This is a genomic window from Acinetobacter colistiniresistens, assembly GCF_024582815.1.
In the GTDB taxonomy this organism is placed as follows: Bacteria; Pseudomonadota; Gammaproteobacteria; order Pseudomonadales; family Moraxellaceae; genus Acinetobacter.
In genome coordinates this window covers 1,576,484-1,589,586 of the sequence record NZ_CP102099.1, presented here as the reverse complement: position 1 = coordinate 1,589,586, position 13,103 = coordinate 1,576,484, and the positions used below count along the sequence as shown (strand labels likewise).

13 protein-coding genes are annotated in these 13,103 nt (G+C 41.3%); 9 read left to right on the top strand and 4 right to left on the bottom strand.

The annotated features are described in order from the left end of the window. Positions 1 to 146 precede the first annotated feature (146 nt). A complete protein-coding gene (gene gltA, locus NQU59_RS07665; protein ID WP_004652200.1) occupies positions 147 to 1,421 on the top strand; it encodes a citrate synthase in 1,275 nt (424 codons plus the stop codon). A gap of 113 nt (positions 1,422 to 1,534) precedes the next feature. Further along, positions 1,535 to 3,307 carry a DKNYY domain-containing protein gene (locus NQU59_RS07660; RefSeq protein ID WP_257065646.1) on the top strand — a complete coding sequence of 591 codons (1,773 nt, stop codon included), beginning with the start codon at positions 1,535 to 1,537 and terminating at the stop codon, positions 3,305 to 3,307. A gap of 65 nt (positions 3,308 to 3,372) precedes the next feature. On the opposite strand, the gene NQU59_RS07655 is transcribed toward NQU59_RS07660, so the two are convergent. Next, complete coding sequence (locus NQU59_RS07655) at positions 3,373 to 3,870, bottom strand: DUF1289 domain-containing protein (protein WP_257065644.1); 498 nt, start codon at positions 3,868 to 3,870, stop codon at positions 3,373 to 3,375. Positions 3,871 to 3,979: 109 nt separating this feature from the next. Here NQU59_RS07655 and trhO point away from each other — a divergent pair, with 109 nt between their 5' ends. Next, positions 3,980 to 4,912, top strand: a complete 933-nt coding sequence (gene trhO / locus NQU59_RS07650; RefSeq protein ID WP_257065642.1) for an oxygen-dependent tRNA uridine(34) hydroxylase TrhO — start codon at positions 3,980 to 3,982, stop codon at positions 4,910 to 4,912. Between the two features lie 186 nt (positions 4,913 to 5,098). Here the strand turns inward: trhO and NQU59_RS07645 are convergent, their stop codons facing one another. Beyond that, complete coding sequence (locus NQU59_RS07645; protein WP_257065640.1) at positions 5,099 to 5,992, bottom strand: LysR family transcriptional regulator; 894 nt, start codon at positions 5,990 to 5,992, stop codon at positions 5,099 to 5,101. A 101-nt stretch (positions 5,993 to 6,093) separates the two neighbouring features. On the opposite strand from NQU59_RS07645, the gene NQU59_RS07640 reads away from it, so the two are divergent. Next, a complete protein-coding gene (locus tag NQU59_RS07640) occupies positions 6,094 to 6,699 on the top strand; it encodes a LysE family translocator (RefSeq protein ID WP_005243793.1) in 606 nt (201 codons plus the stop codon). Positions 6,700 to 6,825: 126 nt separating this feature from the next. Here the strand turns inward: NQU59_RS07640 and NQU59_RS07635 are convergent, their stop codons facing one another. After that, positions 6,826 to 7,350, bottom strand: a complete 525-nt coding sequence (locus NQU59_RS07635; RefSeq protein WP_005243795.1) for a YecA/YgfB family protein — start codon at positions 7,348 to 7,350, stop codon at positions 6,826 to 6,828. Positions 7,351 to 7,422: 72 nt separating this feature from the next. Next, positions 7,423 to 7,629: a PA3496 family putative envelope integrity protein gene (locus NQU59_RS07630; RefSeq protein ID WP_005243797.1), complete on the bottom strand. Its 207-nt coding sequence runs from the start codon at positions 7,627 to 7,629 to the stop codon at positions 7,423 to 7,425. Between the two features lie 346 nt (positions 7,630 to 7,975). On the opposite strand from NQU59_RS07630, the gene rpoD reads away from it, so the two are divergent. The 5 genes from rpoD to NQU59_RS07605 all read left to right on the top strand — a co-directional run bounded on the left by rpoD (position 7,976) and on the right by NQU59_RS07605 (position 12,890). Continuing rightward, a complete protein-coding gene (gene rpoD, locus NQU59_RS07625) occupies positions 7,976 to 9,859 on the top strand; it encodes an RNA polymerase sigma factor RpoD (RefSeq protein ID WP_005243800.1) in 1,884 nt (627 codons plus the stop codon). A gap of 138 nt (positions 9,860 to 9,997) precedes the next feature. Continuing rightward, complete coding sequence (locus tag NQU59_RS07620) at positions 9,998 to 10,285, top strand: YbeD family protein (RefSeq protein ID WP_004652212.1); 288 nt, start codon at positions 9,998 to 10,000, stop codon at positions 10,283 to 10,285. 150 nt (positions 10,286 to 10,435) lie between these two features. Beyond that, the gene (lipB, locus tag NQU59_RS07615; protein WP_005243802.1) at positions 10,436 to 11,089 is read left to right on the top strand and encodes a lipoyl(octanoyl) transferase LipB; all 654 of its coding nucleotides are present in this window, start codon (positions 10,436 to 10,438) and stop codon (positions 11,087 to 11,089) included. An 81-nt stretch (positions 11,090 to 11,170) separates the two neighbouring features. Beyond that, positions 11,171 to 11,704 carry a hypothetical protein gene (locus NQU59_RS07610; protein ID WP_043973201.1) on the top strand — a complete coding sequence of 178 codons (534 nt, stop codon included), beginning with the start codon at positions 11,171 to 11,173 and terminating at the stop codon, positions 11,702 to 11,704. Between the two features lies 1 nt (position 11,705). Continuing rightward, a complete protein-coding gene (locus NQU59_RS07605) occupies positions 11,706 to 12,890 on the top strand; it encodes an iron-containing alcohol dehydrogenase (protein ID WP_043973203.1) in 1,185 nt (394 codons plus the stop codon). Positions 12,891 to 13,103: the final 213 nt, after the last annotated feature.

Genomic DNA, 13,103 nt, shown 5'->3' with positions numbered 1-13,103 from the left:
CAACGTCATTTTTTATCCCTAAGTATAATTGACAAAATTTTAGTAGCCACTAATCTTATAGCAAATTTTGACACCGTCTGATTCGCACATGACAAGATTAGTATTTCGAGTCAGATAATCATTCACCAGGACAGGAGATCTATTGAATGTCTGCAGCAACTGGCAAAAAAGCCGTATTACAGCTTGATGGCAAAGAAATTGAATTACCAATTTACAGCGGCACATTGGGCCCAGATGTAATTGACGTTAAAGATGTATTGGCATCTGGTCACTTTACTTTCGATCCTGGTTTTATGGCGACAGCGGCTTGCGAATCTAAGATCACATTCATTGATGGTGACAAAGGTGTGTTATTACACCGCGGTTATCCAATTGATCAATTAGCGACTCAAGCAGACTACTTAGAAACTTGCTATTTACTTTTAAATGGCGAGCTTCCAAATGCTGAACAAAAAGCAGAATTTGATGCGAAAGTACGCAACCACACCATGGTTCACGATCAAGTTAGCCGTTTCTTCAATGGTTTCCGTCGTGATGCTCACCCGATGGCTATAATGGTTGGTGTTGTTGGTGCGTTATCTGCGTTCTATCACAACGGCTTAGACATCGAAGATGTTAATCACCGCGAAATTACTGCAATTCGTTTAATCGCGAAAATCCCGACACTTGCAGCATGGAGCTACAAGTACACGGTAGGTCAACCATTCATTTACCCACGTAATGACCTTGGTTATGCAGAAAACTTCTTACACATGATGTTTGCTACGCCTGCTGACCGTGATTACAAAGTAAATCCAGTTCTTGCTCGTGCAATGGATCGTATCTTCACGCTTCATGCTGACCATGAACAAAATGCGTCTACGTCTACAGTTCGTCTTGCCGGTTCTACTGGTGCGAACCCGTATGCATGTATCTCTGCTGGTATCTCTGCACTTTGGGGACCTGCTCACGGCGGTGCAAACGAAGCCGTACTTAAAATGTTAGATGAAATTGGTAGCGTAGAAAACGTTGCTGAATTCATGGAAAAAGTAAAACGTAAAGAAGTTAAACTGATGGGCTTCGGTCACCGTGTTTACAAAAACTTCGACCCACGTGCAAAAGTCATGAAAGAAACATGTGACGAAGTTCTTGCTGCATTAGGCATCAACGATCCGCAATTGCAACTTGCAATGGAACTTGAGCGTATTGCACTGAACGACCCGTACTTCGTTGAACGTAAGCTTTACCCGAACGTAGACTTCTACTCAGGTATCATCTTAAAAGCGATTGGTATCCCAACGGGTATGTTTACCGTGATCTTCGCACTTGCACGTACCGTTGGCTGGATCAGCCACTGGTTAGAAATGCACAGTGGTCCTTACAAGATCGGTCGCCCACGTCAGCTTTACACAGGCTCGACCCAGCGCGACATCAAACGTTAATTTCGATTGGCGTTGATAAAAAAGGATGCAGATGCATCCTTTTTTCTTTTTATCGGTTATGCTCTTCAAATAAAACTTAAACAACATTTTTGGCATAACCAATCACTAAGCTGATGATAAAAAAATCCTCTGTTTTAATACAGGTCACCCTACTCATATTTGAAATGAAAATTGCGTTCTTTACGCTGTTTTTATTGATGATCATACTGACTTGGGCGGTTTTCATTTACTTTATTTATGATTCAAGCCTGTATTACTTTTATCAGTTTATTCCTTTTTTCGCCCAGCTTTTCAATATCGCCTTAATGTTCGGCTTATTGCTTGCCATTGTTTACCTGTATAACCAGCTTTATCAGAAGTACTTTAGACGCTCCATCACCTTTAAGTTATACCAGCAAGGCATTGCGCTGGATGATGCAAAGCAATCTGTTTTTTTCAATTGGCAGGATCTGATTCAAATACAGCTTCGGCAGCAGCAAGCTCAAATTCACAGCTTTAGTCTTCTGAGCAAAACCGCACCCTATCGACAGTATTTTTATTTTAATTCATGGATGTGGCCAGCTACTTTAACTCAACAGCACAGTGATTTTTTCAAGTTTTGGAAAAAGCTGGAATCTCTAGCGAAACAAAACCAGTTGCAACGGATCAGCAGCGCAAGCCTGCACAAGAAAACCCATATTGACATCATTCGCCTCATTGCAGATCAGCAAGCGCTAGACACTTTTCAACGAAAACAGAGACGGTTTGCAATCGGATTAACGCTTGGTATTTTAGTCAGCTTTAGCCTTTTTATGAGCTATCTACTTTGGCATGAATTTAACGATGGCAGCGTCGAAATCCCCCATCAACAAACACAGGCAATCTCTGGCACAAATTTTGAAACCTATCTAAATCGGGTTTATATTCTTAAACAGGGTCAAGGGACATTTTTACTCCCTCAAGTAAAAGCTGATCAGTTTACTGGTTTAGCCTTGAATAACCTTCCTGATCGTGCGCCTGAGCTGTATAGCAATGTCGGTAAAACACTACAGTATGTTTACTGGCAAGACCACATCTTATCTGGCTTAAATTCTGCCCGAACAAGCTATTTAGGCAATGATTTCAGCAAAGACGATCAACAGGTCTACTTTCGAGATAAACACTTAGCCAACGCGAATGCGGCTAACTTTACTGCGGTCTTGCATCCTACTTTCAATGCATTGGTCTATTTTTACGCAAAAGATGATCAACAGGTCTACTACAAAACACATGCTTTAAGCGGTTTAAACCCACAACAGAGCCAAGCATTTTCCAATAGCAGCCAATATATTCATGATCAAAGCGTTGTGTACTACCAAGATAAAAAGCTTCAGGGGCTTAATGCTAAACAGACTCAAATTATGAGTGGCAGCAATCGTTTTAGTCAAAATCTGAATTTAGCAACCGATGGCCACGCTTATTATTTAAATGAGCAGCCCCTGCCCGATTTTGCTGAGCATCAATTCTGGGGAACAACACCTGTTGACGCCGCTCAGTTACAACTGCTGGGCAGTCAAAGCAATGAACCCTATCCCGGAAATTTCAGCTATCTTTTTGCAGATCAGCAACAGGTTTATGTCTATGACGAGTTCTATCAGCAACTGAAAGTGCTGTACCGTTTTCAGCAGCCTGTACAATTAAAAGTTTTAGCTGATCGACATTTGAGTGATGGGCAACATACTTACCTTATTACTGAAAAACTCTATCGCAGCAGAGGACGTTCTTCTGGCAGCACCACACATGGTTTTAAAATCAGCCTGATTCGTGAAAAAGACCAACAGATCATCGCTCAGTATTTCGCCAGAAACCCAAGCGCTTTCCGACTTTCAAGCCTATTTGATCGGACTAAAATAGCCGCATCCCAATAAAGATAGTCAAACGGATATAATCTCGCTATTTAATTATCCATGAATTTTTTTCAGCACTAAATTGTTTAAATCTCATCTTCTTCCAGTTCCAGTGCACGCAGTAGTGTATTACTAATTCCATCGGCACGTAACCAAGCCAATTCATAGCTTGCCTTTGCCAAAGCCAGCACACGGCGCTCAAACTCATCCCAAATCGGCTTAACCTGCGCATCAGCAATCCCCAGACCACTATCATGAGCCAAGTGTTTATTTTTTTCACAAATTTTTAAGGCATGATAAAGCTTACGTCCATTACTGGCATTATCTAATACACGGATACGCTTATTTTGAATAAAACTTTCAACATGCTGTAAATTTGCATATGGCAGTAAAGGCACAAGGATTTGATCCAGTTGTGCATCTAAGCGTTTCCATACCATTAGGCGCTGCTCTGGGGTGTAGGCATTCCACTGAATCACTTCATGATTAAAGCGGCGACAGCCACGGCAGACCAGATCACCAAACACCGTTGAACAACGCCCAGCACATGGGGTCAATGATGGGATTCGACGATCATTACTCAAAACCAACTCCTCTAAAACCATATTTATTTTATGGTTTTCTCGCTTATTTTCCGATTTCGCGCTAAAATGTGCGCCTTATTTTTCTATCTTAATACATTTGGAGTTATCCATGAACGCTACTGTAGAACAGCTTGCACCTGTAGAACAGCAAGCGACCAATAATTGGGTTGTTGCGGCACTATATCAATTTAAAGAAGTTTCAGATGCAGCGGATCTGCAACAACGTCTTATCGACTTAGTGAAAAACATCAATTTATGTGGAACTCTGATTGTAGCGTCTGAAGGCATTAACGGTACCGTTGCTGGCGACCGCGCAGCCATTGATACTGTACATCAATTCCTTCTGAACGAAGGTTTTAACGCAATGGAATATAAAGAGTCTCAGAGTTCTGAAAAACCATTCCGTAAAATGAAAATCAAACTCAAAAAAGAAATTGTAACGTTAGGGGTAGAAGTGAAGCCACGTGATTTGGTTGGCCACTATCTTGACCCGAAAGAATGGAATGAACTGATTAGCCGTGATGACGTGATTCTGATCGACACACGTAATGACTATGAATATAAAGCAGGGACCTTCAAAGGTGCCGTTGATCCGAAAACTGAAAGTTTCCGTGAATTCCCAGAATACGTAAAACAGAACCTTGAACAGCACAAAGACAAAAAAATTGCGATGTTCTGTACGGGTGGTATCCGTTGTGAAAAATCAACCTCACTCCTGCTTCAGGAAGGCTTTAACGAGGTGTATCATCTGAAAGGCGGTATTTTAAAATACCTAGAAGAAACCCCTGCTGAAGAAAGCATGTGGGAAGGTGAATGCTTCGTGTTTGACGGCCGTACTGCGGTGACCCATGGGGTTGAAGAAGGCGAAAACATCAAGTGTCATGCTTGTGGTTGGCCACTGACCAAAGTTGAAGCAGAATTACCAAGCTATGAACATGGCGTGTCTTGTGTTTACTGTATTGATAAAACCTCAGACAAGCAAAAAGCGGGCTTCCGCATGCGTCAGTCACAAATTGCCGCAGCAAAAAGAAAACGCCTGTAAGTAATAAAAAAAGCCATCGAAAGATGGCTTTTTTTATTTCAACCAATAAGTGTGATTTTAAATTATTTTATTTTGATTGGTTGTTGCATGAACCAGAGCCTCTCCATCTGCATTACCCGCTGTGGCATCATTAATCTGCCCTGAGGAGGAAAAAACAGAAGGAAAACGCTTGCGGCAATATTTTAATTATTCAGTTTTATTATCATTCACACGATCAAACCATTGTTGACTCTTATTCATCTCGTCTCTCAGCCAATCTCTAAATAATAATTTACGCACATCCTCCTCAAATGCCCCAGCTGATAATAAAAAATATGATGATCCATCTCGATAAACCGGACTCACGCAATCCAATATTTGATATTTTATTTCCCTTTCAACATGATATGCAGATACAACTGTCGCCCCTAACCCAGCCAAACAGGCCTCAATACATAAATAAAAATGCTCCAATGACGTTTGTTTAATCCCTTTGCATTGCGCTGGGTAACGTGTTTTAAACTGCTGCCACAATTTAGGACGTGATGCTGAAATAAAGATATTCGCAGGTGACTCTTTATTCTTTTTCAAATTGACACAGAGCATATGTTCATCTGCAATTTTCTCACTATAAACAGCCTCCCCCCAAACAAAATCATCTCGTCTTAAAGCCAAGTCAATACCTTGTTGTTTAAAATCAACCGCTCCACCTGCGGTTAACAGGCTGACTTCGAACTCTGGATAAAGCCGCTTAAATTGAGCTAAGCGAGGAATCAACCATTTCATTGCCAGTGTAGGTTCACAGGACAGAATCAGGTTGTTTTGTACTTTGCTGTGCTGCTGTAATTGCAATAAGCATTGATCAATCTGTTGAAACACCTGCTGGCAGCATTCAAACAGGACTTCACCCTCCGATGTTAAACTTAATTTTCGGGCTTCGCGCACAAATAACACCAGACCCAAAACTTGTTCTAAGTTTTTAAGTTGTTTGCTCACTGCACTTTGAGTCACAAATAGCTTTTCTGCAGCAATGGTGACACTTTCATAACGCGCCACATAATAAAAAAACTTAAGTGAATTCAAAGACAATCGCTCAATCATTCCAAAAACTCATACATAACAGGAATTAACTTCAATTTTAAATATAACAAGAATATGAAAAATATAAAAAATCTTTAATGAAGCAATTTAGGAATAAATGAGTGAATGAAATCATTGCTGTGGGTTTGGTTACCCTGCTTGCAGTTATTAGTCCAGGTGCAGACTTTGCCCTTGTCACCCGAAACAGTTATCTCTATGGCCGCCATTTAGGCATGTGTACCGCCTACGGTATTGCAATGGGTGTCTGGGTACATATCAGTTATAGCTTGATTGGACTGAGCTTTTTACAACAATACATCCCCAGTTTAATTCAACTGATTCAATATATCGGTGCAGGCTATTTGATCTATATTGGTTATAAAACCTTTACACTCCCCCCCATTCTGTTTGACGAAAACAACTGTGATATCACGCGCTGGCAGGCCATCAGACATGGTTTCCTCACCAACAGCCTCAACCCCAAAACCACACTGTTTGTCATGAGCATTTATTCACAGGTGATGACCAGTGGCAACAACCTGCACACATTAATCGGATATGGTGTTTTTATCTCTGGCAGTCATTTGGTTTGGTTTTGCTTGGTTGCATTGTTTTGTTCCACACCGCTTATTCGCAACAGAATTCTCGCCCAACAAGTCAGTATTAATCGAGTCATTGGCTGCATCCTCAGTGCTTTAGGCATAGGTCTTTTTTTCACTCATTTTTAAATCTCCCTTTCAAGCGCAACAATCACAGCAAACGATTGGCATAAAAAAACGCCCTGCTCGGGCGTTTTCATCTTTAACTTGTTCGGTCATACATGCACTGTGCTCATCGCAGTGCAACATGTCACATCACGCTGGCGTGTGGTACATGAGATAGAGTTCATTTAAATTTTCAGGAATTTCTTCTGCCAATTCGTCCATCAACTGGCCATTACGGCGGAAAGATTCCATTTGTGGATCTTCTTCATCAATTCCGCTAAAGACCATGATCGGTAAAGTTAAATCGATCAGTTGCTCTTCAAATTCAGGCGCAAACCACGCTTCCTCATTAAGGAACATGGCATCAACAAAACCAACACTCCAATCGCCTAAGCTTGATTCAACATCTGCTTCTTCGATTTCAAATGGAAACTCGATTCCATTTTCATTGGCTAAATCCTGACGAATTGACTCCAGCCAAAGCTTGACCTGTTCAAGCACTTCGGCAGGAAGCTTGTTTTGATTACTCTCAAAAAGCTCATCTAACCAACGATCAAATTTTGGACCAACGGCAATTGCACACAAAAAGCCATGAGTCGCTGCGAAATCTAGACCGTATTCGTTTTGATCACCGTCAAGATAATTACTTAATAAGTCTAAATCTAACGTGCTCATTCTTTCATCCAATTTTAAAAATACATCGGCAACAGCATAACATTTTCAGACATGAAGTCTCAGCAATTTTGCTTAGTCTTCGTCATCAAGATCATCATCGTCGAAATCATAATCAAAATCTTTTAATTCTCGTTCTAAGCGACGTTGCGCTAACAACTCATCAATCAAACGACGTTTTTCTAATGATTCTTTGGCGCTGATTTTACCCGATGACTCATCAAAACTAACATCATCTTCACCGTAGTTATCATCATCTAATTCAAAATCTGTAGAAGACACTAAGTACCTCTAATGAAAAATATAAATGGGTCTAGCCGCTATTTATCGGTCTTCCGCACCCTTGTCAAGTTTTATTTGATTTTTTTGCTATAAAATCGTGTTTTGTACTTTTTTTCATCAGTTTTTTTGTGTATTTATAATCCAACAACGGCAACAATCAAAAAAAATCTTTAAGTAGGAATTGCTCTTGAAAAAATATGACTTAACCCCATATTCAAGTAACAAGCGTGAAAGCAAATCAATTTTTTATTTAAGGCAAACGGATCAAATCCAAAACATTCATCGTGAATTGTGCTATCATGCACGGTTTTTCACCGCCACAGATTCAACAAAAGAGTAAGCAAAGATGAGCGATATGAATTCCCCTACTTCGCAAGTAGCGGCTCTGATTAGCCGAGGCAAAGAACAAGGTTATTTAACTTACGCTGAGGTTAACGATCATCTACCAGACTCAATTACGGAAAGTGAGCAGATTGAAGACATCATCCAGATGCTTCAAGACGTTGGTATTCCAGTGCATGAACGTGCGCCTGAAACTGACGACACCATGTTTGGTGAATCAACTGAAGCAGCGGATGAAGTTGCCGAAGAAGAAGCTGCTGCCGTATTAGCATCGGTTGAAAGTGAGCCTGGTCGTACCACAGACCCTGTACGTATGTATATGCGTGAAATGGGTACGGTTGAACTTCTTACACGTGAAGGCGAGATTAGCATTGCAAAACGTATCGAAGAAGGTATTCGTGACGTTTTACACTCGATTGCTTACTGGCCAAATGCTGTTGAAGTTGTTTTACAAGAATATAATGACTTTTTAACTGGCGAGCGTCGTCTTGCCGATATTCTCTCTGGTTATTTAGACCCAGAAACTGACGAAGATATTCCTGAAGTTCTTGAAGAAGAAGCTGAAATTGAAGAAGAAGATAGTTCTTCTTCTAAAGGCAAAGATGTCAAGCTTGATGATGACGATGAAGAAGAAGAGTCTGAAGGTGATGATGATTCTGAAGGTGATTCAGGTCCAGACCCAGAAGTTGCCAAAGTTCGCTTCTCTGAATTGGAAGCAGCTTGGAATGAAACCAAATCTGTTGTAGCAAAACATGGTCGCAATAGCGAAGAAGCAAAAGCTGCCCTTGAAGCACTTGCTGCCGTATTTATGATGTTCAAATTCACGCCACGTTTATTTGACATCATTTCAGAAATGATTCGTGGTACACATGAGCAAATCCGTTCAAATGAACGTGAAATCATGCGTTATGCAGTGCGTCGTGGCCGTATGGACCGTAACCAGTTCCGTACCACCTTCCCTGAGCAAGAATCAAATCCAGCTTGGTTAGATGAGCAAATCGCGAAAGCACCTGCTGAAACCAAAGCACATTTGGAAAAAGTTCGTCCAGACGTGTTGGCATTCCAGCAAAAGATTGCCGATATCGAAAAAGACCTTGGTTTGAACGTGAAAGATATCAAAGATATCTCTAAACGTATGGCGGTTGGTGAAGCAAAAGCTCGCCGTGCCAAGAAAGAAATGGTTGAAGCGAACTTACGTTTGGTAATTTCGATTGCGAAAAAATATACCAACCGTGGCTTACAGTTCCTTGACTTGATTCAAGAAGGTAACATCGGTTTGATGAAAGCCGTAGACAAGTTTGAATACCGTCGTGGTTATAAATTCTCGACCTATGCAACTTGGTGGATTCGTCAGGCGATCACACGTTCGATTGCGGATCAGGCACGTACTATTCGTATTCCAGTACACATGATTGAGACCATCAACAAGATCAATCGTGTCTCTCGTCAACTTCTTCAAGAAATGGGCCGTGAACCGACTCCTGAAGAATTAGGTGAGCGTCTGGAAATGGACGAAGTTAAAGTTCGTAAAGTACTTAAAATCGCAAAAGAACCGATTTCGATGGAAACACCGATCGGTGATGATGAAGATTCGCATCTTGGTGACTTTATTGAGGACTCAAACATCACTTCACCAGTGGATGCTGCGACCTCAGAAGGCTTAAAAGAAGCGACTCGTGAAGTACTTGAAAACTTAACTGAACGTGAAGCGAAAGTATTGAAAATGCGTTTTGGTATTGATATGCCAACCGACCATACTTTAGAGGAAGTAGGTAAACAGTTTGACGTAACACGTGAACGTATTCGTCAGATTGAAGCGAAAGCATTACGTAAGCTTCGTCACCCTTCTCGTTCAGAACACTTACGTTCATTCCTGGAAAACGACTAATCTTTGGGAAATCTTGTGCTAGAGCAATGCATGGTATTGGTTTAGCGCAGGACTTGAAGTTCAACACTTCATCCCCATTTATGTATTAGATCAAAAGCGCCTGCACTGATGCAGGCGTTTCAAATTAAGAGGTTGCTCATGTTAGACCGCACTCCTTCTCGTGAATTACAAGAACATCTTTGGGTTTTCCCAATGGACTATCCAATCAAATTGATTGGTAATGCAGGGGATGAACTTCGAGTGGCTGTTGTTGATATTTTGCAGAAGCACTTCCCAGAATTTGATGGCGACACTGTAAAAGTTCAGCCTTCACGTACAGGTAAATACCACTCTTTAACCGCACAATTGCGCTTCGAAGAGTTAGAACAAGTTCATGCCTTATATGCTGATCTTGCAGCCTGTCCTTTAATTAAGACAGCGCTTTAATCAAAAAATCCAAAATGCGAAAGTGTTTTGGATTTTTTTTGCAATAAAAAATAAAGCACAACTTTTCAATCCATCCCTATTTATCTGACTCAAATCACTCCATAATTCAACGACCGATCCATTCAAAGCTGCCAAGGAAATTCTGCTGTAATGAGCGTTGCAAAACCGACTTTAATCATTCGCTGTTTTAAAGATCTACAAGATTACACGACTCGTTTTGAAGCCATGAAAGACTTCACAACCTATCGTGATGAAAACACCCCTGATGAAGTTTGGCTGCTACAACATCAAGATGTCTTGACCCAAGGACAGGCAGGTAAAGCAGAGCATATTCTGATGCACAGTCATTTACCGGTTGTACACACCGATCGTGGTGGGCAGGTCACATGGCATGGCAAAGGTCAATTGGTTGCCTATTTCCTGTTCGACCTGAATCGCTTGAAATGGCATGTCCGCACCTTGGTTAGTTTTGCAGAACAAGCCATGATTGATCTGCTCAAACAATACAATATCGATGCCTATGCCAAACCTGATGCACCGGGCGTGTATGTGGATGAACGCAAAATCGGTTCCTTAGGTTTTAAAATCCGTCGTGGTCGTAGTTATCATGGCCTTGCCCTGAATATTGACTGTGACCTCACTGGCTTTCAAACCATCAATCCATGCGGTTACGCAGGCTTGGAAATGGTGCGTTTACAAGACTTACTGCAAGATTACCCAAGCTTCGAACAACTGTGTACGGATTTTATTGGCTATTTAAAAGATACACAGCTCTTTAATGACCCTATAGTCAAATCTGAATAATTTACTTTTCAATTCCACAAAAATAAATTAGAGTAAATACTCTAAATTAGCTTTAGCATAATTTTAACAAGGGATAAGCAAGTGATTTCAACCAAAGCCGTGAAGCCCACCTTGCAATTTGCCTACGTCAAACTCATGATGGATGTTGTGGGTCGTGGCCTCGTAATGGCAAGCCAAGTGGATGATGAAGTACAACAGGAAGTGTCCAAGTTTCCTATTGGTTTTATCCTTTCAATGAATGTTTTCCCCAATGGACCTGCATTTGTTGCTCGAGTAACCGAAGAAAAACAATTAGAACTATTGTCCAATTACAAAGGCAAGCCTGATTTAACCATTACCTTCAAGCATCTAACTCATGCTTTTTTGGTATTTTCTTTTCAGGAAAGTACTGCACAAGCCTTTGCCAATGACCGTATGATTGCCGATGGTGATGTTTCAAGTGCGATTCGTCTAGTGCGTTGCTTGAATAAAATGGAAGCCCTGATCTTACCTAAGCTAATCGCTTCACTTGCAGTCAAACGCTACCCTGCTGAATTAACATTAAAAGAAAAATTCACGGGTGCCAAAAATATCTATCTTAAAGTCGCAAAATCATATCTGAAACGGAGCGCATAACATGGCTAAGCCTTATTACGAGTTTTTCTGTCCTGTAAAAGTCATTGCTGGTAACGCTGCCTTAGAGCATATCCCATTTGAACTTGCGACGCTTGGTGCAAAACGCCCCATGGTCATTACTGATAAAGGTGTGCGTGCCAATGGTTTACTCAGCCCAATTGAAGCAGCATTCAGTACCACCGATGCGGTGATTGGTGCGATCTTTGATGATGTTCCACCCGATTCAAGCTTGGAAGTGGTTCGCTTAGCCGCAGAACTGTATCGCAAGCAAAAATGTGATGCGATCATTGCGATTGGTGGTGGTTCTGTCATCGACACCTCTAAAGCAACCAATATCTTGGTGTCTGAAGGTGGTGACGATTTATTGCAATATTCAGGGGCACATAACCTACCAAAACCACTAAAACCTTTCTTTGTGATCCCAACAACGTCTGGTACAGGCTCGGAAGCCACTATGGTTGCCGTAGTTTCGGATACACAACGTAATGTCAAACTGGCTTTTGCCTCTTATTACTTGATGCCACATGCCGCGATTCTTGATCCACGCATGACCCAAACTTTACCGCCACATCTGACTGCCATGACTGGCATGGATGCACTGACGCACTGTGTCGAAGCCTATACCTGCTTAGCTGCTAACCCGCTCAGTGATGCCTATGCCAGTGCAGGCATTAAAAAGATCAGCGAAAATCTGTTCAAAGTTCTAGACAATCCAAGCGATGTACAAGGTCGTTTAGAACTGGCTCAAGCTTCTACCATGGCAGGGATTGCGTTCTCGAATTCAATGGTCGGTTTAGTTCATTCATTGGGTCATGCATTGGGCGCAGTTGCACATTTACCCCACGGTTTATGCATGAACTTATTCCTGCCCTACGTGCTGGATTACAACAAAGAAATTAATGGCGACAAGATTGGTGAGTTACTGCTGCCACTCGCGGGTGCTGATATTTATGCTCAAACGCCAGCCAATTTACGTGCAGACAAAGCGATTGCCACAATTTTAGCGATGCGTGATCGTTTATTCAGCCTGACCAAATTGCCACGCACTTTACGTGAAACAGGTAAAGTCACTGAAGCACAACTGGATGAAGTGGCTGACAAGGCGCTGAATGATGGTTCCATCATTTACAATCCGAAAGAAGCAAACTTGCAGGACATTCGTGCAATCTTACAAAAAGCATGGTAATACACTGAGTTAAATCAAGATTTAGCACTTAAAAGCCTCGATATTGATTGAATATCGGGGCTTTGTATTTTTAAATGAATCTTTATTCATCTATTTATTTACCCAATTGGCAAAAAAATTGCTAAAAAAAGCATAAAAGTACTGACAATTTATAGTGTTTTAGGATAGATTGGCGCACTTTCGTTTTTTGTACGGGGGATCGTTTTTGTCTCA